Origin of the sequence: Nocardioides aromaticivorans, assembly GCF_013408525.1 — a bacterium.
GTDB classification, from domain to species: Bacteria; Actinomycetota; Actinomycetes; order Propionibacteriales; family Nocardioidaceae; genus Nocardioides; species Nocardioides aromaticivorans.
Map to the genome: position 1 here is coordinate 1,737,756 of NZ_JACBZM010000001.1, position 23,462 is coordinate 1,761,217.

Annotated in this window: 24 protein-coding genes and 3 tRNA genes; 10 read left to right on the forward strand and 17 right to left on the reverse strand. The window is 71.2% G+C overall.

All coding sequences use genetic code 11. The features are described from left to right. Window positions 1-67: 67 nt before the first annotated feature. The 4 genes from BJ993_RS08120 to BJ993_RS08135 all read right to left on the reverse strand — a co-directional run bounded on the left by BJ993_RS08120 (window position 68) and on the right by BJ993_RS08135 (window position 4,932). On the reverse strand, window positions 68-1,306 hold the full coding sequence (locus BJ993_RS08120) for a type I glutamate--ammonia ligase (protein ID WP_218864640.1): 1,239 nt from the start codon (window positions 1,304-1,306) through the stop codon (window positions 68-70). Window positions 1,307-1,320: 14 nt separating this feature from the next. Further along, entirely contained in the window at window positions 1,321-2,586 is a 1,266-nt protein-coding gene (locus BJ993_RS08125) for a YlbE family protein (RefSeq protein ID WP_179648371.1), read from the reverse strand. Then, on the reverse strand, window positions 2,580-3,299 hold the full coding sequence (locus BJ993_RS08130; protein WP_179648372.1) for an SDR family NAD(P)-dependent oxidoreductase: 720 nt from the start codon (window positions 3,297-3,299) through the stop codon (window positions 2,580-2,582). Before BJ993_RS08130 ends, BJ993_RS08125 begins: the two co-directional genes overlap by 7 nt. A 112-nt stretch (window positions 3,300-3,411) precedes the next feature. Continuing rightward, entirely contained in the window at window positions 3,412-4,932 is a 1,521-nt protein-coding gene (locus BJ993_RS08135; protein WP_179648373.1) for an AMP-binding protein, read from the reverse strand. Between the two features lie 155 nt (window positions 4,933-5,087). Here BJ993_RS08135 and BJ993_RS08140 point away from each other — a divergent pair, with 155 nt between their 5' ends. Next, complete coding sequence (locus tag BJ993_RS08140; RefSeq protein WP_207007333.1) at window positions 5,088-5,819, forward strand: FadR/GntR family transcriptional regulator; 732 nt, start codon at window positions 5,088-5,090, stop codon at window positions 5,817-5,819. Between the two features lie 15 nt (window positions 5,820-5,834). Here the strand turns inward: BJ993_RS08140 and BJ993_RS08145 are convergent, their stop codons facing one another. The 3 genes from BJ993_RS08145 to BJ993_RS08155 form a co-directional block, all read right to left on the reverse strand. Then, window positions 5,835-6,617, reverse strand: coding sequence for an SDR family NAD(P)-dependent oxidoreductase (locus BJ993_RS08145; RefSeq protein WP_179648374.1), 783 nt, complete (start codon window positions 6,615-6,617; stop codon window positions 5,835-5,837). After that, the gene (locus BJ993_RS08150) at window positions 6,617-7,543 is read right to left on the reverse strand and encodes an alpha/beta hydrolase (RefSeq protein WP_179648375.1); all 927 of its coding nucleotides are present in this window, start codon (window positions 7,541-7,543) and stop codon (window positions 6,617-6,619) included. Before BJ993_RS08150 ends, BJ993_RS08145 begins: the two co-directional genes overlap by 1 nt. A gap of 120 nt (window positions 7,544-7,663) precedes the next feature. Continuing rightward, window positions 7,664-8,518, reverse strand: coding sequence for a helix-turn-helix transcriptional regulator (locus BJ993_RS08155; protein ID WP_179648376.1), 855 nt, complete (start codon window positions 8,516-8,518; stop codon window positions 7,664-7,666). Between the two features lie 177 nt (window positions 8,519-8,695). On the opposite strand from BJ993_RS08155, the gene BJ993_RS08160 reads away from it, so the two are divergent. After that, window positions 8,696-9,559, forward strand: a complete 864-nt coding sequence (locus BJ993_RS08160) for an SDR family NAD(P)-dependent oxidoreductase (protein WP_179648377.1) — start codon at window positions 8,696-8,698, stop codon at window positions 9,557-9,559. 26 nt (window positions 9,560-9,585) lie between these two features. After that, window positions 9,586-10,389 (forward strand): MBL fold metallo-hydrolase, encoded by an 804-nt coding sequence (locus tag BJ993_RS08165; RefSeq protein WP_179648378.1) that lies wholly within the window; start codon window positions 9,586-9,588, stop codon window positions 10,387-10,389. Between the two features lie 59 nt (window positions 10,390-10,448). Here the strand turns inward: BJ993_RS08165 and BJ993_RS08170 are convergent. Beyond that, window positions 10,449-10,521: transfer RNA gene (locus BJ993_RS08170), tRNA-Arg, on the reverse strand. Between the two features lie 86 nt (window positions 10,522-10,607). Here BJ993_RS08170 and BJ993_RS08175 point away from each other — a divergent pair. Further along, a complete protein-coding gene (locus BJ993_RS08175; RefSeq protein WP_036549270.1) occupies window positions 10,608-11,609 on the forward strand; it encodes a phospholipase D-like domain-containing protein in 1,002 nt (333 codons plus the stop codon). Between the two features lie 64 nt (window positions 11,610-11,673). Here BJ993_RS08175 and BJ993_RS08180 read toward each other — a convergent pair whose 3' ends face one another. The 3 genes from BJ993_RS08180 to BJ993_RS08190 form a co-directional block, all read right to left on the reverse strand. Continuing rightward, a complete protein-coding gene (locus tag BJ993_RS08180) occupies window positions 11,674-11,811 on the reverse strand; it encodes a hypothetical protein (protein WP_179648379.1) in 138 nt (45 codons plus the stop codon). Window positions 11,812-11,989: 178 nt separating this feature from the next. Beyond that, window positions 11,990-12,080: transfer RNA gene (locus BJ993_RS08185), tRNA-Ser, on the reverse strand. 102 nt (window positions 12,081-12,182) lie between these two features. Next, window positions 12,183-12,641: a hypothetical protein gene (locus tag BJ993_RS08190; RefSeq protein WP_036549272.1), complete on the reverse strand. Its 459-nt coding sequence runs from the start codon at window positions 12,639-12,641 to the stop codon at window positions 12,183-12,185. A gap of 99 nt (window positions 12,642-12,740) precedes the next feature. Between BJ993_RS08190 and BJ993_RS08195 the strand changes: the two genes are divergently transcribed. Continuing rightward, window positions 12,741-12,825 (forward strand) — tRNA-Ser (locus BJ993_RS08195). A gap of 210 nt (window positions 12,826-13,035) precedes the next feature. On the opposite strand, the gene BJ993_RS08200 is transcribed toward BJ993_RS08195, so the two are convergent. Together BJ993_RS08200 and BJ993_RS08205 are read right to left on the reverse strand one after the other, a co-directional pair. Next, complete coding sequence (locus tag BJ993_RS08200) at window positions 13,036-14,067, reverse strand: hypothetical protein (protein ID WP_179648380.1); 1,032 nt, start codon at window positions 14,065-14,067, stop codon at window positions 13,036-13,038. An 11-nt stretch (window positions 14,068-14,078) separates the two neighbouring features. Continuing rightward, on the reverse strand, window positions 14,079-14,870 hold the full coding sequence (locus BJ993_RS08205; RefSeq protein WP_179648381.1) for a carbon-nitrogen hydrolase family protein: 792 nt from the start codon (window positions 14,868-14,870) through the stop codon (window positions 14,079-14,081). A gap of 51 nt (window positions 14,871-14,921) precedes the next feature. Between BJ993_RS08205 and mobA the strand changes: the two genes are divergently transcribed. The 4 genes from mobA to BJ993_RS08225 all read left to right on the forward strand — a co-directional run bounded on the left by mobA (window position 14,922) and on the right by BJ993_RS08225 (window position 17,713). Further along, complete coding sequence (gene mobA / locus BJ993_RS08210) at window positions 14,922-15,506, forward strand: molybdenum cofactor guanylyltransferase (protein WP_308645515.1); 585 nt, start codon at window positions 14,922-14,924, stop codon at window positions 15,504-15,506. Window positions 15,507-15,555: 49 nt separating this feature from the next. Then, entirely contained in the window at window positions 15,556-15,879 is a 324-nt protein-coding gene (locus tag BJ993_RS08215; protein WP_051932630.1) for a DUF6457 domain-containing protein, read from the forward strand. A gap of 223 nt (window positions 15,880-16,102) precedes the next feature. Next, window positions 16,103-17,080 carry an NAD(P)H-quinone oxidoreductase gene (locus tag BJ993_RS08220; protein WP_179648382.1) on the forward strand — a complete coding sequence of 326 codons (978 nt, stop codon included), beginning with the start codon at window positions 16,103-16,105 and terminating at the stop codon, window positions 17,078-17,080. A 36-nt stretch (window positions 17,081-17,116) separates the two neighbouring features. Next, window positions 17,117-17,713, forward strand: a complete 597-nt coding sequence (locus BJ993_RS08225; RefSeq protein WP_179648383.1) for a bacterial proteasome activator family protein — start codon at window positions 17,117-17,119, stop codon at window positions 17,711-17,713. A 69-nt stretch (window positions 17,714-17,782) separates the two neighbouring features. Here BJ993_RS08225 and BJ993_RS08230 read toward each other — a convergent pair whose 3' ends face one another. From BJ993_RS08230 to BJ993_RS08245, 4 genes are all read right to left on the reverse strand, one after another. Beyond that, the gene (locus tag BJ993_RS08230) at window positions 17,783-18,454 is read right to left on the reverse strand and encodes a hypothetical protein (RefSeq protein ID WP_179648384.1); all 672 of its coding nucleotides are present in this window, start codon (window positions 18,452-18,454) and stop codon (window positions 17,783-17,785) included. Then, a complete protein-coding gene (locus BJ993_RS08235) occupies window positions 18,451-19,314 on the reverse strand; it encodes an HAD family hydrolase (RefSeq protein ID WP_036549287.1) in 864 nt (287 codons plus the stop codon). Before BJ993_RS08235 ends, BJ993_RS08230 begins: the two co-directional genes overlap by 4 nt. Next, window positions 19,311-20,591, reverse strand: coding sequence for a serine--tRNA ligase (gene serS, locus BJ993_RS08240; protein ID WP_036549289.1), 1,281 nt, complete (start codon window positions 20,589-20,591; stop codon window positions 19,311-19,313). Before serS ends, BJ993_RS08235 begins: the two co-directional genes overlap by 4 nt. 157 nt (window positions 20,592-20,748) lie before the next feature. Further along, a complete protein-coding gene (locus BJ993_RS08245; protein WP_179648385.1) occupies window positions 20,749-21,744 on the reverse strand; it encodes an aldo/keto reductase in 996 nt (331 codons plus the stop codon). Window positions 21,745-21,815: 71 nt separating this feature from the next. On the opposite strand from BJ993_RS08245, the gene BJ993_RS08250 reads away from it, so the two are divergent. Further along, window positions 21,816-23,399, forward strand: coding sequence for a bifunctional phosphatase PAP2/diacylglycerol kinase family protein (locus BJ993_RS08250; protein ID WP_308645516.1), 1,584 nt, complete (start codon window positions 21,816-21,818; stop codon window positions 23,397-23,399). Window positions 23,400-23,462 lie beyond the last annotated feature (63 nt).

Below are 23,462 nucleotides of genomic sequence, written 5' to 3' on the forward strand. Positions count from 1 at the left end.
TGACCACCATTCGGAGTAGTTGGTTGTTTGGTCTAGTCTTTCGTCCTTTTGTGTGGACGTCAAGGGCTCAAGCCCGCTCGACATGCCTCGCCAGCTCAAAGGGAGTGATGTTCTCGTCGAGCCACGCGCGGTAGCGCGCCAGCTCCGCACGCCGGGTCGCCGCGAAGGCTTCCGCGAACCGCCGCGGCAGGAGGCGGTCGACGAATGACGAGTCCTCGAAGGCCGCGATCGCCGCGCCCAGGCTGACGGGCACGGTCCTGCGGCTCGGCAGGCGAGGCTGCGGGAGGGCGAGATCGCGCTCGAGGCCGTCGATGCCACCGGCGAGAACGGCCGATGCGCTGACGTAGGGGTTCGCATCGGCGCCACCGCGCCGGTGCTCGACCCGGGCAGAGGCGTCCGGACGCAGCACCACCCGACAAGCTGCGCGACGGTCGTCGTAGCCCCACGAGGCGCTCGTGGGGACCCACATCCGAGGGTCGATCCGCTTGAACGAGTTCACGTGCGGGTTGAACATCAGGGTCAGGTCAGGAAGCGAGTCGACGAGACCCGCGACGAATCCGGCGGCCTCCGCCGTCAGCTCGCCACCGGCGAAGAGGTTGACCCCGTCGCGCTCGAGGCTCGCGTGGACGTGGCCCGCGGCACCTTCACGGCCGCCGAAGGGCTTGGCCATGAAGGAGGCGATCAGGTCGCGCTCGGCGCAGAGCTCGGCAAGGTAGCGGCGAGCCCGGGCCGCGCCGTCGGCGGCATGGAGAGCCGGGCCGTGGGCGATGGAGACCTCGATGAAGCCAGCGTGCACCTCGGACCGTACCGCCGAGAGCGGATGCCCGATCGCCGCCATCCGCCGCGCCAGCTCGGCAACCAGGTCGGACATGGCGCCGGCCCGGGCGAGCCGGGCGGGGAGAGGCAGGTCACGGCCTGCGTCCGCCTCGAAGACCCACACCTCGTACTCGAACCCGAGCACTGGCGCGAGCCCGAGGGCACCGAACCTCTCCACGAGGTTCTGGACCATCGTCCGCGGCGATACGCCGACTGGATCCCCGTGATGGTCGACGACGTCGCCGATGACCGCCTCAAGGCCCGCCCATGGCAGGGAGACCCGTGTCAGCTCGTCGAGCTCGATGGAGGCGTCCGGATAGCCGTTGCCCGCGTGACCCAGGACGGTGTCGGTCATGTCCCCCGAGAGCGACACGCCGTAGATCGTCGTGCTGTGCGCCGCCCGGTCCCCGGGACGAAGCCTGTCCGCGCGGATGAGCTTCTCCCGGAGACCGTGCTCGAGATCGGGCACCTCGAGCCGCGCGAGCGGCACGTCCGGTGGCACGGTCAGGCCGATGCCTCGAACGCGGCCATGGCCGCCTCGAAGCACTCACGAGGCGCCCGGATGATTCCCGCGCCGATCTGGCCGCCGTCACGGCCGGCCAGTCCGACGTCCATGACGGGTGTGGTCCCCGTCTCCAGCACCTTTCGCGCGTCGATGGCGGTGGGCGTGCCGCGGAAGTCGAAGAGCGGAATGCGGTAGGTCGAGCTCTCGCCGTGCGTGATGTCGTACATCTGCCGGTTCCGCTCGATCATCACCTCGGCCGAGCCGCCCTGGTACTCCTGCAGCGTCAGCGCGCAGGCCTGGGCGAAGCCGCCGAGGCCGACGGTCTCGGTGATCGGGGACTCGCCGCCCATCCACGTGATCTCGTCCTCCGCGTGACCGGCGAACAGCTTGCCCTCGTGGACCGGCGGCGGACCCTCGAACCACCGGTCGCCCAGGCCGGCGATCTTGATCGCAAAGCCGCGGCAACTGAACGCCATCGCCGAGACCAGGGTGGAGCGCGGGACGACCATTGCGTCCGCCGTGACCTTCGCTGCCGCCATCGAGAGACGCAGGAAGAAGTAGTCGTTCTCCGCGAGGTGCACCATCGTCTCCCGCACGCCGGGAACCTCGTCGTGCACCATGTCGAGCACGGCCGGGAGGATCTCGCGGTTGAACAGCATGGAAGCGGCAGCGTTGCGGCTGTGGACCTCGTCGCCCATGCGCAGAGCCCGCGCGATGAGCGACTTGAGCGGAACGCCACCCGTGCGCCGGATCGCCTCTCCGACGACCGGCGCCAGCACGGTGTTCACGTGCAGCAGCCGCTCGTGGACGCCCTCGTCGTAACAGCCGTAGTTGAGCCGACGCGGCTCCTTGCCCTCGTAGAAGTTGCAGAACCCGATGTTTCCGTGGGCGCGGTTCTCCACGACGAAGACCGGCATGGAGGCGGTGTAGATGCCGGCGAGCGAGCCGACCGCGCTGTAGTCGTGGCAGGCACCGATCCGGATCACACCCGATGCGAACTTCGCCACTGCCTCGTCGCGGGACGCCGCGAGCCCCTCGAACAGGGCTCCGCCGATCAACGCCTCCCGCTGGCCGCCGACGTACTCGGTCCACGGCATCGGCGCCCCGGACGTCAGCACCAGGTTGTCGTCGTACCCGGGGATCACGTCGCGGGCAGTCGCGACGTCGACCACCCACGGGTCGGCCACGTCCAGGCGCCGGAACGCCTCGGCGTTGGCCACGCCGATCTCGTCGTCGAGGACCTCGACGGCGGGCGCGGTCACCATGCGACGACACCGCCGTCGACAAGGAGGGTCTGCGCGGTCACGAACGACGACCGCTGCGACACAAAGAACTCGACGACCTCGGCGACCTCGTGCGGCTCACCGATCCGGCGCAGCATCGCATGGGCGGCGGAGGCCTCCTCGCCACCGGACACCCGTGCCATGGACGGACTCATCGGCGCGCGGATGACGCCGGGGGCGACGTTGTTGACGCGGATGCCCCGCGGGGCGAGCTCGGCGGCGAGATAGCGCGTGTACGCCGCGACGCCGGCCTTGGTCGCGCCGTAGACCGAGGCACCGGTGAACCGGCCGAAGTGGCCCGTCAACGACCCGATGTTGACGATGGAACCACCCTCGCCCAGCCGGTCGACCGCGGCCTCGACGACTCGTGCCATGCCGGCGATGTTGACCTGGAACATCAGGTCGAGCTTGGCCTCGTCGAGCTCACCGACGAACGAGTCACGCAGGATGCCCGCGCAGTTGACGATCCCGACGAGATCCTCCCCGGCCGGCACCGCCGCGGTCACCGCGGCCTGAACGGACGCGGTCGAGGTGACGTCCATGACGACGAAGGGGTGGGCGAACTCGTCGACGCCCTCGGGAACCGACGACTCGAGGTCCGCGGCGACCGGGCGGTAGCCGCTCTCCGCGAGTCGCGCGCAGATGGCGCGGCCGATGACTCCGCCGCCGCCGGTGACGATGACTGTGCCAGACACTGTGCTGCCTTCCTGTAGTGGGCAGCGAACGCACTCGTTTCTGCCCATTTGAATGGGTCAATCGGCCTTTTCTGCGGCCAAGGCGAGCCCCATGGCACGCCGGTGGGGGCGGTCAGTTCACCTGACGGGTGCGACCGCCCCAGAAGTCCTCGCGGAGCTTGAATTTCTGCAGCTTCCCGGTGGCCGTGCGCGCCAGCTCGCTGCGGAACTCGATCCGCTTGGGCGTCTTGTAGCCCGCGAGCCTCTCGCGGCAGTGGGCGATGAGCTCGGCCTCGCTGACGTCAGCGGAGCAGACGACCAGCGCGGTGACCAGCTCGCCCCACTTCTCGTCGGGAATCCCGATCACCGCCGCCTCCCGGACGGCCGGATGGCCCGCGAGCACGTCCTCGACCTCGATCGACGACACGTTCTCACCACCCGTGACGATGACGTCCTTCTTGCGGTCCTGAATCGTCAGGTAGCCGTCGCTGAGCGCTCCCCCGTCCCCGGTGTGGAAGACCCCGCCTTCCTGCGCCCTCGCGGTTTCCTCCGGGTTGCGCCAGTAGGCGTCGAGGTTGTGGTTGCTCGCGACGACCACCTCCCCGTCCTCGGCGATCGCGACCCGGACCCCGATCGCCGGCGCGCCCGCCCGTCCCAGCAGGCGCGCCTGCTCCTGCTCGGACAGGTCGGCCCATTCGTCCCGCATCCGGGACATGGTCAGGAACGGCGAAGTCTCAGTGAGGCCGTAGATCTGAATGAACTCCCAGCCGAGCTCGTCACGGATCCGCTCGATCAGGCGGGTGGGCGGTGGCGCTCCCGCCACGACCACGCGGACCCGGTTCCGCCCTGGGACCGGCCCTTGCCAGAGACGTGCCGCCTCGACCACCGCTGCGAGGACCGCAGGCGCCGCACACATCAACGTGACGCCGTGCTCCTCGACCCGTCGCAGGATCTCCGCGCCGTCGACCTGGCGGAGCACGACGTGCACGCCGCCGAACCCGGTGATCGCGTAGGGCATGCCCCAGCCGTTCGCGTGGAACATCGGGAGGGTGTGCAGGTAGACCTCGGACTCGTCGACTCCGAGGTGCCAACCGAAGGTGACCGCGTTGAGCCACAGGTTGCGGTGGGTGAGCTGCACTCCCTTGGGGCGCGCCGTCGTACCGGAGGTGTAGTTGATGGTCGCGGTGGCGCCTTCGTCGCCCGCCCAGGGCCGAGGCTCTGCAGGGTTCGACCACAGGTGCTCGTCGTCCTCACCGAGGACGAAGGTGTGGCGGCAACCCACCTCGGCAGCGACCTCGCGCAGCGACGGATCGACGAACAGGACCTCGGCGCCGCTGTGTTCCACGATGTACGCCACCTCGGCCGCCGTGAGCCTGAAGTTGACCGGCACGAGGACACGCCCGAAGGCGCTCACCCCGTAGAACGCCGCCAGGAGCCGAGCCGAGTTCTGTGAGAGGACGGCGACGCGCGCCCCCTCGGGCAGCCCCAGCTCGTCGAGCGAGGCAGCCAGCGAGCGAGCGCGTTGGGCGAGCTCGCGGTAGGTGATCGGCTCCCAGGCGCCCGCCGCCTGCGGCTCGTCGAGGACTGCGGTGCGATCAGGGAAGACCGATACCGCTCGATCGAGGAAGTCGAGGATGGTGAGTGGGTAGAACATCGCTTCTCCACTGGGTGCCGTGCGGGAACTGTGGTGAGGACCCTACGGATCTATTGGACTAAAGACAAGACCCATAGACCATTTGATTGGCGGCGGAGCAGATCAGCGGCAGCGCGGCGGTGATGGAGTAGCCTGCGCCTGACGAGGAGGTGTCAGTGTCCGATCACCCGAACCTGGGGCCGATCCGCCAGATCGCGGCGCACGAACTGGTGCTGGACCAGATCCGGCGCTCGATGGACTCGGGCCAGTTCCGTCCCGGCGACCGGCTGCCAGCGGAGCGCGATCTCGCCGAGATGCTCGACGTGTCGCGGACGACCGTGCGGGCCGCCATCGCCGTGCTCGAGCGCGAGGGCCGGATCTCCGTTCGCCGAGGACGTGGAGGCGGGTTCCTCGTCCTGGAACCGACCTACGACCCCGCTGAAGCGCGTCACGAGCTCAAGCGCAACAAGATCGCGGTCCGCGACGCCTTCGACTACCGGGTCATCGTCGAGTCCGGTGCGGCGCGCCTGGCTGCAGAGCGGCGCAAGGCGGCCGACCTGCCGAAGCTCGCCGACCTCGTGACGCGGATGGACGAGACCATCAAGGCAGGTCGCGAGGACGGGGCCACGGGCCACGTGACCGAGTTCCAGCTCCTCGACTCCGCCTTCCACCTCGGCATCGCCGAGGCGTCCGGCAACCAGCAGCTCCTCGAGGCCGTCTCCCGAGGGCGTCAGCGCATGTGGCTCCCCGTGGGCGCGATCTTCGGCCACATCGAGGACAACGCCAACGACCACCACGCTGACATCCTGGCCGCGATCCGGGCCAAGGACGCCGACCTCGCCGCGGCGGCGATGGCAGACCACATCAACGAGACGCGGAAGACCATCGAGGCGTGGCTCAGCAGGTGACCGACGTCCTGCAGCTCATCCCATGTTGGTGAGCCAGCCTCCGTCGACGACCAGGTCGGTACCGGTGACGAAGGATGCGTCGTCCGACAGCAGGTAGGTGACGGCAGCGCACACGTCCGCCGTCGTACCGACGCGACGAAGGGGTACCCGGGCCGCCATCGACTGCTCCCGCGCCGGGTCGTTCTCGTAGATGCCGGCGATCATCGGGGTGACGATGGCTCCTGGACACACCGTGTTGGACCGAATGCCCTCCGGCCCGTACTGGGCAGCCAGCCCGCGGGAGAGGCTGATCAGCCCTGCCTTCGAGACCTGGTAGGCATCCAGGGCGCCATCCGCGCAGCGCAGGCCGGCGATGCTCGCAATGTGCACCAGGGAGCCGGCCCCGTGCGCGCGCATACCGGGCAGGACCGCCCGAGTCATCAGCATCGACCCGGTGAGGTTGATGTCGAGCACGCGTTTCCACGCCGCCGGATCGATGTCGACGATCGAGCCGTCCACGAAGGGCGGAGGAGGGAGGCCGGGATCAGCGAACCACGCGACTCCGGCCGCGTTCACCAGCATGTCGACGACACCGGTTGCAGAGATCGACCCGGCAAGGCTCACGACCTCTGGCGCGAGCCCCGAGTCCGAGATGTCACCGCGGCAGAAGGTGACCCCGTCGGGCAGCTCAGTCGGAGCCTCCTTGACGTCGACCGCGACGACCCGTGCACCCCGCGCAGCGAGATCCACGGCGATGGCGAGCCCCATTCCCCCGCCCGCTCCGGTGACGACAGCCGTCCGTCCGGAGAACGACGACATCACGCGGTCCCCACGTGGCGCTGGAGGAAGGCGCCGATGTCGCCGATGGCGACGGTCGCGTCGTCGAAGAGGTCGGGGAACTGGACGAAGCCGTGGATCATGCCGTCGTACTGGCGGTGCTCGGTGGGCACGCCCTGGGACCGCAGCCGTTCGACGAGCGCAAGACCCGCCTTGCCGAGCGGGTCGTACTCCGCCGTCAGGACGAAGGTCGCGGGCAGTCCGGAGAGGTCCGCATCGAGCGGCGAGGCGTAGTCCGACTTTGCGTCCTCCGGCGTTGAGAAGTAGGCGTCCTTGTGCCACTGCACCTCGTCACGGAAGAGCACGTAGCCCTCGAGCTCCACGTCGAAACCGCGGTCGAGGTCGAAGGTCGTCGCCGGGTAGATGAGAACCTGGCAGGCAAGTTCGGGCCCGTCGTCATCCCTGGCGAGAAGGCTCACGGCCGCCGCAAGATTGCCGCCGGCGCTGTCACCCACCACCGCGATGCGCGTTCTGTCGGTGGCGAGCTGGTCGGCATGGTCAACAGCCCACACCAGCGCTGCGTAGCAATCGTGCGGTGCGGTCGGGAACTTTGCCTCAGGCGGGCGGCGATACTCGACGCTCAGTACCGCACATCCGGACTCGTTGGCGATCGCGCGGCACACACCGTCGTGCGACGCGAGACTGCCCATCTGCCATCCCCCACCGTGAAGGTAAACGACCAGGGGAAGCACGCCTCCAGCTCGAGGGCGATAGAGGCGGACCGGGATGTGCTCTTCGCCCGTCGCCACTACCAGCTCCTCGACCGAAGCGACCTCCTGGACATCCATTCCGGCGAACATGCGCTCGAAGTTGTCGCGGGCGACCTCGACGGGCAGCAGGTGACTGTTTGGCTGGTCGCTGGCAGCTGCGTCGTCGAGCAGCTGACGGGCAACGGGATGAAGGGACACAGGGATCTCCGTCGGACGATAGAACTAATGGCACATTCTTTGCGCCTTTAGGCTAGGTGTGCGGATCCCGGCGGTCAAGCGACGTGTCGGCGACCCGGCGACGTCACGTCGCCGGCGCGCTCAGCCTTTGGTGGACGCCAGTGACCAGCTCGCCAGCAGTGCGAGGGCCCGGCTGGACGGGGACCTCGGCTCGGTGGTGTAGACGAAGAGCGTGGTGTGGGGGTCGCCCGGGAGGGTGAGCGTCTCGTACTCGACGATGAGGTCGCCGACGAGCGAGTGCCGAAGCGCCTTGGAGCCGTGCGTTCGCTGATAGACCCGGTGCTCGTCCCACCAGCGGGCGAACTCCGGGCTGTTGTTCCGCAGGTCGGCGATCAGCTCGGCCGTCGCGCGGTCAGCGGGGTCGTTTCCCGCTTCCAGGCGCAGGCTCTCGACGGTGGCGCGCGCCTGCTGCTCCCAGTCCACGAACAGCGACTGTGACTCGGGGTCGAGGAACATCCATCGGGCGTAGTTCCGCTCGCTCGCCGGCCTGCTCTCGAAGTCGGTGAAGAGTGCGCGGCAGAGCCGGTTCTGGGCCAGGACATCGCTGCGGCGGCCGAGCACCAGCGCGGGCGCGCCCTCCAAGGACTCGATGAGTTGCCGGACACCCGGACGGACGCGTTGCACGGGCCGGGCACGAAGGGGCGCAGCGGCGCTGTTGAGGCCAATGAGGTCCAGGAGGTGCGCCCGGCCTGCGGCGTCGAGGTCCAGGGCCCGGCCGAGCGCCTCGACCACTGCTGCGGACGGTTGGATGCGACGGCCCTGCTCCAGGCGGGCGTAGTAGTCGGTGGAGACGCCGGCAAGCAGCGCCACCTCCTCGCGGCGCAGGCCACGCACCCGGCGTACCCGACCGTCCGACGGCAGGCCGGCCCGGTCGGGCGCAACCTGCTCACGGGCGCGCCGCAGGAAGTCCGCGAGCTCGGTGTTCTTCTCCGCCATGTGTCCAGTGTGCGTGAACCGGGGGCGGCGGCGCCGAGCCGAAGGTAGGACTGGCGGTCCTCGGTTGCTCCGTCCTCGGACCAGCAGGGCGTGCGGAGGCCACTCGTGGAGCAGGTTGCGCGGCAACTCTGGATGCATCGGCCCCGACAGGGGGGCCTCACCTGACCGGAGGAAGTCATGACCCGTCCCACTCACCGTCCCGCCACCTGGTTCGTCACGGGCACCTCACGCGGCCTCGGCCTCGAGCTCGTCTCCCAGCTGCTGCAGCGCGGCGACAACGTCGCCGCGACCACCCGCTCGGCAGACCGCCTTGTCTCCGCGCTCGGAGCGGACGTCGGCGCCGGCCGACTGCTCCCCCTCGAGGTCGATCTCCGCGACGAGGAAGCCGTCACGCAGGTGGTGCGTCGGACCACCGACCACTTCGGCTCGCTCGACGTGGTCGTGAACAACGCCGGATACGGCTTCCTCGCGGCCGTGGAGGAGACGTCGAGCCAGGACGTTCGTGACATGCTCGACGTCCAGGTCGTCGGCGCCTACAACGTGCTCCGCGCCGCGGTGCCCGTCCTGCGCCGTCAGAAGTCCGGCCACGTCGTGAACGTGTCCTCGGTCCTCGGGCTCACCGCCGTCGCTGGCTGGGGGCTCTACAGCGCCGGCAAGTTCGCGCTCGAGGCGATCAGCGAGGCGCTGGCAGCCGAGCTCGCCGACTTCGGCATCCGCGTCACCATCGTCGAGCCCGGCTACTTCCGGACCTCCTTCCTGACCACGGACTCGCTGCGGCTCCCCGAGGCGACCAGCGACGCCTACCCCGGACTCCGCGCCATGGTCCAGGACCACCTTGAGCTGCAGGGCAGCCAGCTCGGCGACCCCGCGCGGGGTGCGGCTCGCATCATCGAGCACGTCGTCCGCGACGAGGATGCTCCGCTCCGGGTGCTGCTCGGCTCAGACGCGCACGCCTACGCCACCGCCAAGGTCGCCGCACTGCAGGAGAATCTCGACCACACCCGCGAGACCGCGCCGCTCACCGACTTCCCGGTCGGCTGAGGCGTCCGGACGCAAGGGAGGACGTCATGCGCATCGGGGAGATCGACCTCCACCCGCTGACGGACGGGACGTTCCGAGCAGGTCCGACCTACTTCGGGGACCACGTCACCGCCGAGAGCCACCCGGGCTTCTTCGGTCGCGACGGCAAGGCCTGGTTGCCGATCGGATGCTTCCTGATCCGAACCGCCACCCAGACGATCCTGGTCGACGCGGGGATGGGGCCGGCGATGCGGGACGACGGCGAGCGACGCCTCCTGGTGGGCGGCCAGCTCCTGCTGGGCCTCCGCGCGTCAGGCGTGCTGCCGGGTGACATCGACGCGGTCATCTGCACACACCTGCACGCCGACCACTGCGGCTGGTTGTTCGACCTCTCCGGCGCGCCGGTGTTTCCCCGGGCAGATCTCTGGGTGGGCGCCGCGGACTGGACGCACTTCGTCACGAACCCGGACGTGTGGATGTTCGACCACATCCGGCACGGCTTCACGGCGATGGACGGCGCACGCCTGCACCTCGTGGACGCAGACACGACGGTGGCACCCAGCATCGACATCGTCATGACGCCGGGGCACACACCGGGACATCTCTCGGTGATCGTGTCCTCGGGCGGCCATCGGGCACTCCTCCTCGGCGACGCCATCGTCTGCCCGATCCAGCTGGACGAGCCCACCTGGCAGTCCATCGGTGACGTCGACCCGCAACTCGCCGCCCGCGTCCGCGAACGGCTCTTCCGCGAGCTCGAGGGCGAGAACGTCGTCGGCGCCGGCGCACACTTCCCGGAGTTGCGATTCGGACGAGTCCTGGCGGGAGAGCTCCGACGCTGGGCGGGGTAAGTTCGCCCGAATGACGAAAGCGCAGGTCACCCGAGGCTGACCTGCGCTTTCGTGTCCTGCGCGCCTGTAGGGATTCGAACCCCAAACCTTCTGATCCGTAGTCAGATGCTCTATCCGTTGAGCTACAGGCGCTCGTCGCTGGGCGACCGGTAGAGAATAGCCGAGCAGGCACGCCGATGCCGAATCAGCGCGGCCTCCCCTTGTGGAAGCATGTCCACATGGCAGGGATCAGGCCGGAGGACCGGGAGCTCTTCGAGCGTGAGGCGGCCGGTCTCTACGAGCAGGTCCTCGCCGAGGGCGGCATCGCCGAGGACGACCCGCGGGTGTCCGACAAGGGGGCCTCCCGCCCCGCCTTCGACCTGCTCGTGCGACTCGGGCTGCTCCAACGCGACGGCGGTGGTACGACGTGGCGGCCGCTCGAGCCGAGCAGCGCCCAGTCGCGCGTGGTCACCCCGCTGGGGACCGAGGGCGCGCGCCTGATCGACGAGTCGGCGCGCTGGGCGAGCGCCTTCGCGGGGCTCAGCCAGAGCTGGCGGCGCTCACCGGCGGCCAACGAGACGGGGCCGTTCCTGTACCTGCACGGTGACGCCGTCCAGCCGTACCTCACGACGCTCGTGAGCGAGGCCCAGGAGGAGCTGCTGACCGCGCAGCCCCAGGCCAACCGCAGCACCCGGACCGTCACCCAGGCGGCCGAGCGCGACATCGCCGCCCTGCAGCGCGGGCTCGTCATGAAGACGCTCTACCAGCACAGCGCGCGGCGCCACCCCGCCACGCACAAGTACGTCGCCCACGTGACCGAGCACGGCGCCGAGGTACGCACCCTCGACGAGTTCTTCGACCGGATGATCGTGGTCGACCGCCGGGTCGCGCTGATCCCGGCTCCGGACAGCCCGACCACGGCGGTCGTCGTACGCGAGCCGGCGATCGTCGCCTACCTGGTCGACGTCTTCGAGCGGACCTTCGCCCGCGGCCGGCCGTTCGCGAGCGGCGGGCAGAGCGTGATGAAGGAGATCGCGTCGGAGCAGCGCGCGATGACGATCCGGATGCTGATCGAGGGCCACGCCGACGCGGTGAGCGCGAAGCGGCTGGGCGTCAGCCCGCGCACGTACGCCGGCTACGTCGCCGAGCTCAAGGAGGAGTACGACGCGGAGACGCGCTTCCAGCTCGGCTACACGATGGGCCAGCTGGGCATCGCCGGGCAGGAGACGGACGGTTCGTAAGCGCGACCGACCCCGGTCCGGGCATCGCCCGGACCGGGGTCGGTGACAGTCAGTGGGCCCGCGGTCAGCGGTCGTAGTGGCGGACCACCACGCGCGACGGCCAGCCGGTGTCGGCGTCGGCAGCCGACGGCAGCGAGACAACGCCGAGCGAAGCGATTAGGGCAACGGTCGCCAGCGCGAACCGACGTGCGGCCTTCTTCATTTCCAGTCTCCTGTCGAAGGGGGCACCCGATTGCCCCAGAACACGCTCCTTGACTCCCAAGCGTGGTACATCATCCGCGCGGTGGCAAGGCGTGGTGACCCGTTATCACAACCGACACACGGATACCCACCGGAACGAGAAAGATCCGCCCGGTTGCCCGGGCGGATCTTCGCTGCTGCGGAGGCGGAGGGATTTGAACCCTCGATGGGGTTGTAGCCCCAAACCCGCTTAGCAGGCGGGCGCCATAGACCAGACTAGGCGACGCCTCCTCCGCTCGGCCGGACGCGAGGGACCAGCCAGCGGAGCAAGGTTACAAGCACCGGCGTGCGGCACCCAATCGGCCCACCCGCAATGGCGTACGCCGGCGGGGCTCAGCGGTGGGCGCGCTTGAGGTGGTCGCGTACGTCGCGGGCGAAGTCGTCCTTGTCGCCGGCCACCAGCTGCACCGGGATCGTCGTGGAGCGCCCGTCCTTGAGCCGCAGCACGAGGCACTCGATGTCGCTGGGAGCGGCCGCGACGGCGTCCTCCACCTCGGTCCAGCGGGCCTCGGTGACGCCGGCCGCCCGGACCAGGCGCACCTGGTAGCCCGTGTCGGTCAGCCGCACCACGACCAGCTTGCTGCGCAGCCACCACGCGAGCGCGATCAGGCCGAGGACTCCCAGCGCGAGGACGACGACCAGGAGGTCGGCGTTGAGGTCGAGCGCGACGGCGGCGGCCGTCGTACCGAGCAGGACGACGGCCAGCAGCACGAGATAGGCCCCCACGAAGCGCGCCATCACCGGCGGCGCGAGCCGGTAGTCGGAGACCGACGGGGCGAGGGGGTTGCTCATGGGTCGAATTGAACAAGACCCGACCGCGGACGGCGAATCCGCCGGCTCCTCCTACACTCGTTCTCCGGCTCGTGTGTCGCTCCGGTGGCGACGGGCCGAGGAGGGGTGCCGGAGTGGCCGATCGGAACCGCCTTGAAAGCGGTCGTAGGGAGACCTACCGCGGGTTCGAATCCCGCCCCCTCTGCTGAGGCGCCGCGGAGCAAGCCTCTGCCGAGGGGCGTCGGCGTCGGGATGTAACACGCTGTCCGCCCGACTACCCAGCGGTTCTCGGCACGAATCCGGCCCGCGATCGGCGTGTCGACGCCGAAAAGCGCCGCCCAGTGGGGCGAACAGCGTGTTACATCACCCGGCGCCGACCGAGCAGCCACCCGACCGAGCAGCCACCCGACCGCCGTCAGAGCAACGGGGCGAAGCGTCCCGGCTCGGGGCGTACGGCGGCGGCCTGCTCGGCGCCGCGGCTGCGCCGCCCCCGGTTGCCGGTGAGGGCCAGGTCGAGGCGGATCAGGACCCAGCCGAGGAGGAGGCCGACGACCAGCCCGTAGACCACGGACAGGGCCGCCTCGCTGACCGAGACGGCGGGGTTGGCCAGGGCGGTCGCGGTGGGCGAGGTGGCGGCGACGCCGAAGGCGCAGACCCACCAGCCCTGGCGGCGGCGGGCGCGCATGTGGACGCCGTAGGCGAGGGCGGGTACGCCGAGGACGGTCTCGATCGGACGCGGGAACGCGCCCAGGTGGTCGCGGCTCCAGCGCACCCAGGAGAGCAGCTCGTCGACGAGGCCGGTGGAGCCGTAGTGGCGCAACAGCTCGGCGTAGAGAAGCGTGGCGGCGAGGATCGCCCCGCCGATGGCGACCACGACCATGCCGCGCCGGCCGAGGCCGTGGAGGCCGGCCCCGAGGCGGTAGACGAGGACGATCGCGCCGAGGAGGGCGAGCCCCAGGCCGACGTACTCGAAGCGCTCCTTCTGGATCGCGGGCTCGAAGCCGACGGTGGCCATCGCCCCGACACCGGCGACGATGAGGGCGATGACGCACTCCCGCGCGGAGGCGAGGAAGCCGGAGGCGGGGACGGTGAACATGACCCCCAGGACGGCCGCGACGGCGGAGGTGCTGACGGCGGCACCGGTCAGGAGGATGTCCTGGTCGCTCAGGACCGCGACCAGGCCGACGGTGAGGGCGAGCGCCCCGAAGACGAACGGCCGGCCACCCGTGCGGGCGGCGAGGGCGGCGGAGAAGGTCGTCGCGATGACCAGCGAGCCGACCGTGCCGAACCACGACGGACCGACCGGCACCATCGCCGCCACGAGGGCGGCGGTGCCGACGACGCCCAGGACCCACCAGGCGACGAGCGGGACCCGCGAGGCGCCGAACTCACCGATCCGCTGCTCGAGCGGCACCCGGGCAGGGGTACGGGAGGCGGCACGGGACACGAGGAGCCAGATTACAGACGACGGTTGAGAAGTGACGGGTTGACGCGGCGGGCCTCGTCGAGCACGGAGCGCTCGGCCGTGGCACGGATCACCTCGGGGGCGTCCGGCGCGCCCGGGCCGGCCTCGGCCACGACCTCGCCGAACGGGTCGACGACCATCGAGTGGCCGCAGTAGCGGGGCGAGGGCTGGCCGACCGCGGCGACGTACACGGTGTTCTCGATGGCACGCGCGGTCAGCAGGGTGCGCCAGTGGTGGACCTTGCGCGGCCCGGCGACCCAGGCCGCCGGCACGACGATGACCTCGGCGCCGCGGTCGACCAGCGCCCGGGCGAGCTCGGGGAAGCGCAGGTCGTAGCAGGTCATCAGGCCGACCTGCCAGCCCGCGACCTCCACGACGACCGGCTCCACCGGACCCGCCGTGAGGCGGTCGGACTCGCGGTAGCCGAAGGAGTCGTAGAGATGCACCTTCCGGTACGACGCCTCGGCGCTCCCCCGCAGCACGAGGGTGTTGTACGGCCGCTCCGGCGCGGGGCCCTGCTCGAACATGCCCGCCAGCACCGCCGTCTCCCCCGCCGCAGCCGCCGCGGCGACGGCCGTGGCGAACGGCCCGTCGAGGGGCTCCGCGAACGGGCTCACGTCGGAGCCGGCCTCGCCGAAGTCGCGGGCGAAGGCCTCGGGCAGCACGACCAGGTCGCTGCCGGCCGCGTGGGCGGCGGCGAGCTCGGCCAGCGCCGCCCGGTTGGCCTCCGGCTCGAGGGCCGAGGCGGCCTGGACCAGGGTGAGGCGGAGCGTGGGGACGGTCACGGTGCAAGGGTAGGTCGCTACCGTCAGGTGGGTGCTTGCGAGACTGGACGGGTGATCGAGCTGGGACTGTCCGGATTCGCCGCCGTGATCCTCGCGGGCGGCCAGGCCTCGCGCCTCGGTGGCGCCGACAAGGCCACGATCGAGCTCGGCGGCCGGTCGCTGCTCGAGCGGGCCATCGACGCCGTGGTCGACGCCGGCGAGGTCGTGGTGGTCGGACAGCAGGTCCCGACCGAGCGTCCGGTCACCTTCGTGCTCGAGGACCCGCGCTTCGGTGGTCCTGCCGCCGGCCTGCTGACCGGCCGCGACTCCCTGCTGCGCCGGTTCCCGACGATCGCGGTGCTCGCCGTCGACATGCCCCACCTGACCTCCTCGACCTTCCGGCGGCTCCACGAGGCGGCGGTCGGCCACGAGGGCGCGGTGCTGACCCGGGACGGCCGGCGGCAGCTGGCGTTCGTCGTGGAGACGGAGCGGCTCGACGCCGTACGCCCGGACCGGGAGGCACAGCACGGGCTCGCCATCCGCGCGCTGCTGGACCCGCTCGACCTGGTCGACGTCGCCTCCGTCGGGTCGGAGGCGCGCGACGTGGACACGTGGAGCGACCTGCGCGACCTGGCGTCCGAGGCCGAGGACCGCTGACACGCCCGGGACCCTTGTCAGACGGCGGCCTCTGGATCACTCTGGACGGGTGAACCTCCACGACTGGATCGACGAGTTGTGCGACGTCCTCGACATCGAGGCCGAGGCCGACGAGGGCCTGCTCGTCGACCTCTCCGGGATCACCCGTGACAACGTCCATCCGGCCGCGGGTGTGGTGACCGCGTTCCTGCTGGGCATCGCCGCCGGGGAGCAGGGGGCCGACCCGGACGGGGTCGAGCGCCTCGCCGCGAAGGCCCAGGCGCTCGCGGAATCCTGGGACCGACCAGCCGGCGCGGCCTCCGAGGAGGACGAGGACGTGGAGTTCGAGGAGCTGGCCGACGCCGACTACTCGGACGAGGACTCCCTGGTCTAGGCCGAGCGCGCCTTCCGCGACGCTGCCGGCCGCTGGTCTGATGGTCTGATGGTCGGCTGGTCGGCTGGTCGGCTGGTCGGCTGCGGGTGCAGTAGCACGCTGTCCACCCGACAAGGCGCCGCTTGACGGCGACGACATGCCGATTCCGGCGCCGAATCGTGCCGTCGACTGCCGGGTGGTCGGGTGGACAGCGTGTTACTGCCCGTCCTGCAAGACTGGCGCCATGCGCGCCGTCACCCAGTCCAGCCCCGGAGGACCCGAGACCCTCGTCGTCACCGAGCTGCCGGACCCCGTGCCGGGTCCCGGCGAGGTGCTGATCGAGGTCGCCGCGACCGCGGTCAACCGCGCCGACCTGCTGCAGCGGCAGGGCTTCTACCCGCCCCCGCCCGGGGCGTCGGACGTGATCGGGCTCGAGTGCAGCGGCACGGTCGCCGCGGTCGGTGAGGGCGTCACCGCCTGGGCCGTCGGCGACCAGGTCTGCGCGCTGCTCGCGGGTGGCGGCTACGCCAGCCTCGTCGTCGTACCGGAGGGACAGGTGATGCCGGTCCCCGACGGCGTCGACCTGGTCACCGCGGCGGCGCTGCCCGAGGTCGCCTGCACGGTGTGGTCCAACGTCTTCATGGTCGCCGCGCTGCGACCCGACGAGGTGTTCCTCGTGCACGGCGGCGCCGGCGGCATCGGCACCTTCGCCATCCAGCTCGCCTCCCGCCTCGGTGCGCGGGTGTTCACCACCGCCGGCAGCGAGGACAAGCTGGCCCGCTGCCGCGAGCTCGGCGCGGAGGTGGCGATCAGCTACCGCGACCAGGACTTCGTCGAGGTCGTCCGCGAGGCGACCGACGGGCACGGCGCCGACGTCGTGCTCGACAACATGGGCGCGAAGTACCTCGGCCGCAACGTCGACGTGCTGGCCACCGAGGGCCGGCTCGTGATCATCGGCATGCAGGGTGGCTCGAAGGCCGAGCTCAACATCGGCCAGCTGCTCTCCAAGCGCGGCGCGGTCATCGCCACCACGCTGCGCGCGCGGCCCACCGAGGGCAAGGCGCGGATCTGCGCGTCGGTCGTCGAGCACGTGTGGCCGCTGGTGGCCGACGGGTCGATCGAGCCGGTCGTGTCCGCCGTGCTCCCGCTCGACGACGTCGCCGAGGCGCACCGCCTCATCGAGGGCGGCGACAACGTCGGCAAGGTGCTGCTGACGCCCTGATCGGCTGCAGATCCACGGGTTCGTTAGGTTGGAGGCATGACCGAGAGCGGCGACGAGCAGATCGTGGTGGTGGGACCGGACGGACAGCCGATCGGCACGGTGCCGGCGTCGGCGGTCGAGCAGGGCGCGGTCGACGACGACCACGATGACGACGGCGAGCGCGCGCTGACCGACCTGGTCGAGCAGCCGGCCAAGGTGATGCGCATCGGCAGCATGATCCGCCAGCTCCTCGAGGAGGTGAAGGCGGCCCCGCTCGACGAGGCCAGCCGCGCCCGCCTCGCCGCGATCCACCGCTCCTCGATCGCCGAGCTCGAGCAGGGCCTCGCCCCCGAGCTGGTCGAGGAGCTGGAGCGGCTCTCGCTGCCCTTCTCCGAGGACGCCACGCCGTCCGAGGCCGAGCTCCGCATCGCCCAGGCCCAGCTCGTCGGCTGGCTCGAGGGTCTCTTCCACGGCATCCAGACCGCGATCTACGCCCAGCAGATGGCGGCGCGGGCGCAGTTCGAGCAGATCCGCCGGGCGCTGCCGCCGGGCATGTCCCTGGGCGGTCAGGCGGCCGACCAGCCGGCGCCCGGTGCGCCCGGGGGGCAGCCGGAGCACAAGGACGAGCCCCGCTCCGGGGGCATGTACCTCTGAGGGCGGAACCCCTCCCCTGAGCCGGCGGCAGCGGCCGCCGGCCGACCGGGCCCGGCCCGGGTCCGGGCTTCAGCCGCGGTGGCGGCCGACCCGGGAGATCAGTACGAGGCCGAGGATGCCGATCAGGCTGACCGCCGCGCCCGGCGCGACCACGCGGCCGAGGTCGGGCGGACCGTCGGTGCCCTCCGGCTTGGAGAGGACGGCGTCCGGGGTCTCCGGCTCGGCGGTGAGCGCCGTGCGGATCTCCTCCAGGGTGGCTGCGTCGAGCGAGGTGCCGGAGGCGTAGCCGTCGCAACCGTCGGCGCGCAGCACGGAGCCCTCGTCGGTGGCGAAGAACAGGTAGCGGCGGGACCGGCGCAGCGGCTCCTCGCCGCCCTCCACCCCGACGAGCACGACGTCGACGCGCCGATCGGCCGCCAGGTCGCCGGTGACCGGGACGTCGACCAGCACGTCGTACAGCAGGTCCCGGGTCGCGGGGCTCGTGGTCGTCCCGGACGTGGCACCGGGGTGGACCCGCACGCGGTCGAGCCGGACCACGCGGCCGACGAAGACGTCGGAGGCACCCTCCGCGTTGGCCGCCACCGCCTGGGTGTCGGTCACGTCCAGCGCGCCGCAGCCGGGCGGGATCGGGCCGGCGGCGGCAGGCGCAGCCGACGCGGGACCGCCGAGCGGAAGCAGCAGGCCGGCAGCGGCCGCCGCCAGGGCAGCAGGCGCAGCCAGGAGCAGCCGACGGGGGGTCACGCGTCCATCCCACCAGATCCGGCGGCCGGGAACCAGCGACCGAGCTCGACGGCGGCGCCGTCGTCGTCGACGCTCGCGGTGACGTCGTCGGCCGCCTCCTTCACCTCGTCGACCGACTGGCCCATGGCGACACCGCGCCCGGACCACTGCAGCATCTCGATGTCGTTGCGGCCGTCGCCGATCGACAGCACGTCCGCCCGGTCGATGCCGAGCTGCTGGGCGACGTACTCCAGTCCGGAGGCCTTGGAGACCCCGACCGGGGCGAGGTCCAGCCACGCGGTCCAGCCGACGACGTAGTCGGTGCCGTGCAGGCCCAGGCCGGAGGCGAGCTTCACGAAGTCCTCGGCGGTCGCCTTCGGGTCGCGGATGATCACGCGGCTGACCGGCTCGGCGACCATCTCCTCGACCGCGGCGACGATGGACTCGCCACCGAGCTCGCCGTCGGGGAAGGGCGCGGAGACGCGGTAGCCGACACCGCGCTCCTCGACGGCGACGAGCGCCTCCGGATGCTTCTCGAGTACGGCGGCCACGGCCGGCGCCGCGTCGAAGGTCACCTCGTGCACGACCTCCGCCGGCGGGTAGCGCAGCACGACCGCGCCGTTGGCCGCGACGATCCAGATCCGCTCACCGTGGCCGTGCAGGTCGAGCATGTCGGCGACGACGGTCATGTTGTGCGGAGCACGTCCCGACGAGAGGACCACGTGCGCCCCGCTGTCGAGCACCCGCTGGACGGCGTCGTGGACAGCCGGGGTGACCTCCTCGTGGCTCATCCCGAGACCGGCGACCCAGCGCAGGAGGGTGCCGTCGATGTCGAGGGCGACCAGGCGCGGGCGCCAGCCGGGCTGGCCGGGAGACGTCATCGCGCCACCGGCTCGAGCACCTCGAGGCCGCCCATGTACGGCTGCAGCGCCTTCGGCACCCGCACCGACCCGTCGGCCTGCTGGTGCGTCTCCAGCACCGCGACGATCGCGCGGGTGATGGCGGTCAGCGTGCCGTTGAGGGTGGCGATCGGGCCGGTCCTGTCACCGAACCGGCCACGGGTGTCGAGGCGACGGGTCTGGAAGTCGGTGCAGTTGGAGGTCGAGGTGAGCTCGCGGTACTTGCCCTGCGTCGGGATCCACGCCTCGCAGTCGAACTTGCGGATCGCGCTCGCGCCCAGGTCGCCCGCCGCGATGTCGACGACGCGGTAGGCGAGCTCGAGCTTGTCGAGGAACTCCTTCTCCCACGCGAGGAGCCGCTCGTGCTCGGCGGGCGCGTCCTCGAGCGTGGCGTAGATGAACATCTCGACCTTGTCGAACCAGTGGACCCGGATGATCCCCTTGGTGTCCTTGCCGTGCGAGCCGGCCTCCTTGCGGAAGCAGGGGCTGAAGCTGGCGTAGCGCCGGGGCAGGCTGGCGCCGTCGAGGATCTCCTTCGAGTGGTAGGCCGCCATCGGCACCTCCGAGGTGCCGACGAGGTACATGTCCTCGCCCTCGATGCGGTAGATGTCCTCGCCACCGCCCTGGTCGAGGTAGCCGGTGCCCTCCATCGCCTCGGCCCGCACCAGCGACGGCGCGATCACCTGGGTGAAGCCGGCGTTGCGGGCCTGCTCCATCGCGAGGTTGACCAGCGCCAGCTCGAGCTGCGCGCCGACACCGGTGAGGAAGTAGAAGCGGCTGCCGCTGACCTTGGCGCCACGCTCGAGGTCGATCGCGCCGAGCATCCGGCCGAGCTCGACGTGGTCGCGCGGCTCGAAGCCCTCGGCCGCGAAGTCGCGCGGCGTACCGACCTCCTCGAGCACCACGAAGTCGTCCTCCCCGCCGCTCGGGGTCTCGTCGGCGACGACATTGGGGATCGCCTTGAGCGCGTTGGTCCACGCCTCGTCGGCCGCGGCCTGCGCGGCCTCCAGCTCCTTGACCTCCGCGGCGAGCGCCTTGACCTGCTCGAGCAGCGCCTGCTTCTCCTCGCCCTTGGCCTGGGCGACCTGCTTGCCGAAGGCCTTCTGCGCGGCGCGCTTCTCCTCGAACTCCGCGATGGCGGTACGACGGGCGGCCGCCGCCTCGAGCGCGCGGTCGACCACGTCGGGGGACGCCCCGCGCTTGGCCTGCGAGGCGCGGACGCGGTCGGGCTCGTCACGGAGGATGCGCGGGTCGATCATGCCGCTCAGGCTATCGGCCGGGGGCGAGCGGGCGCGCGCGGGATTCGGGGCAGTGGCGGTGCAGGAATCCCCGGCTGAGCGGGGAAACTTGCGGTTGATGACGGATGCAACCGTCACCAACCGCAGGAATCCCCGCCTAGCCGGGGATTCCTGCACCTCAGAACAGCGCGATGCGCTCCGGCGCCGGGAACAAGCCGTCCAGCTCGGCGAGGTCCTCCTCGGTCGGCACCCACTGGTCGGCAGCCGCGTTCGCCGCCACCTGCTCCACCGACGTCGCCCCCGCGATCACGGACGCGACCGGGGTCTGCGCGAGCAGCCAGCCGATCGCCACGGTGACCTCGGAGACGCCCCGCTCACGGGCGAAGGCGGAGTAGGCCTGGAGGGTCGGCGAGACGGCGTCCTCGAGCAGGTGCTGGCGGGTCCGCGCGAGCCGCGAGCCCTCCGGCGCCTTGCCCGAGGCGTACTTGCCGGTGAGCAGGCCGTTGGCGAGGGGGAAGTAGGGCAGCACGCCGATCCCGAACTCCGCCGATGCCGGGAGCACCTCGAGCTCGGCCCGGCGGTCGGTGAGGTTGTAGTTGTTCTGCGCCGAGACGAACCGCTCGACGCCGAGCTCGCGGGCGACGTACTCGGCCTGCGCGATCTGCCAGCCGGACCGGTTGGAGTGGCCGATGTAGCGGACCTTGCCCTCGCGCACGAGGTCGTCGAGCGCCGACAGGGTCTCGTCGATCGGCGTCCGCGGGTCGGGCGTGTGGAACTGGTAGAGGTCGATCCAGTCGGTGCCGAGCCGGCGCAGCGACGCCTCGACGGCGTTGCGGACGTAGCGGCGCGAGCCGCGGGCGCCGAAGTCGGGTCCGTTCGCGCCGCCGGCGTCCATCCCGAACTTGGTCGCCACGACCACGTCGGACCGGCGGGAGCCGAGGGCCTTGCCGAGCCGCTCCTCGGCGAGCCCCGGCGTGGCGCCGTAGGTGTCCGCGACGTCGAAGAAGGTGATCCCGGCGTCGATCGCGGCACGCACGACCCGGTCCGACCCGCGCTGCGACTCGGTCGCCGCGCCCGGCCGGCCGAGGTTGTTGCAGCCGAGGCCGACGGCGGAGACGACGAGGCCGGAGCGGCCGAGGCGACGGAGCGAGGGGGTGTACGACGAGTCGGTCACGCCTCCGACGTTAGCGAGCCCACGTTCGACGGAAGTCTTGTGGGTGCGGACCGTTGGCCTATCCTCCGTGAGTGCTCGACCGTCCCCGCCAGACCCCGCTCCTGGCCTCGCTGGTCCTCTTCGCGCTCTTCGCAGCGGTGGCTGCCGCCGTCGCCGCCGACTGGTCGTGGTTGATGGAGATCGACGGCGAGGGCGCCGACGCGCGCGGCTGGGCCGCCGACCGGTCGTGGCTCGAGCACGCGCTGCGCGCGATCGAGGTCGCCTTCAGCACCTGGCCGATGACGGCCGCCACGGCGGTCTTCGCGGTCGTGATGTTCGTCAAGGGCCACCGCCGGGCCGGCATCCTCATCGCCGTCGTGATGGCCGCCACCGCGCTGGCCACCTACGGCACCAAGGTGCTCGTCGGCCGCGGCCGCCCGGTCTGGCAGGACCCGGAGTACTTCCTGCACTCCAACGCCTTCCCGTCCGGCCACACGTCGTCGGCGGCCGCCTTCGCCGGCCTGGTGATCCTGCTCGCCGTGATGCTGGTACGACGGGCCGGCATCCGCCGCCTGATCAGCTCCGTCGCGGTACTGGCCTACGTGCTGGTCGCCGCCGACCGGATCCTGCTGGGCCGGCACTACCCGAGCGACGTCGTCGGCGGCACGCTGCTGGGCGTCGGCGTGCTCCTGCTCGGCGTCGCGCTCTACAGCCCGCTCCCCCGCAGCCACGCGCTGAAGGCCGAGCCGCTGCCCGAGCCGTTCCCGTCCGCCCGCAACCTCGCGGTCGTGCTGAACCCGATCAAGGTCGAGTCGGTCGAGCAGTTCCAGGCGCTGGTGACCCAGATGGCGCTCGAGGCCGGCTGGAACGCGCCGCGCTGGTACCTCACCACCGTCGAGGACTCCGGCACCGGCCAGGCCGAGCAGGCCTCGGTCGAGGGTGCCGACCTGGTCATCGTCTGCGGCGGCGACGGCACGGTGCGCGAGGTGTGCGCCGAGCTCGCCGGGACCGGGATCCCGGTGGGCGTCGTACCGGCTGGCACGGGCAACCTGCTGGCCCGCAACCTCGAGATCCCGCTGTTCATCCGCGCGGCCATCGACATCGCGCTCACCGGCCAGGACCGGGCGATCGACATGGTCGCCGTCGAGGGCGACGGCCTCGAGCCCAGCCACTTCATGGTGATGGCCGGCATGGGCTTCGACGCCGCGATCATGGAGGGCGTCAACGAGGACCTGAAGAAGAAGGTCGGCTGGCTGGCCTACGTCCTGTCCGCGCTCAAGGGCCTGATGTTCCCGGCGATGAAGCTCGAGATCTCCATCGACGACATGCCCTTCACCAAGCACCGCGCCCGCACCTGCGTCATCGGCAACGTCGGGAGCCTGCAGGGCGGCATGGTCCTGCTCCCCGACGCGGCCATCGACGACGGCCTGCTCGACGTGGTGCTGCTCTACCCGCGGCGCTTCCTCAGCTGGATCCCGCTCGTGCTGCGCGTCCTCACCCGGCGCGAGCACAACGCGGGCGACTCGGTGGCGCGGATGACCGGCCGGAAGGTCGTCGTACGGGCGGCGGGCGAGGTGCCACGCCAGCTGGACGGCGACACCATCGGCGCCGGCACCGAGCTGAGCATGGAGTGCATCCACGGCCGGGTGCTGGTGCGCGTCCCGCGGACCCTGTAGGCGCGGTTCACCTACCGAATTCGTCGCCGGAACGGCCCGGGCACGACAAATTCGGTAGGTGAA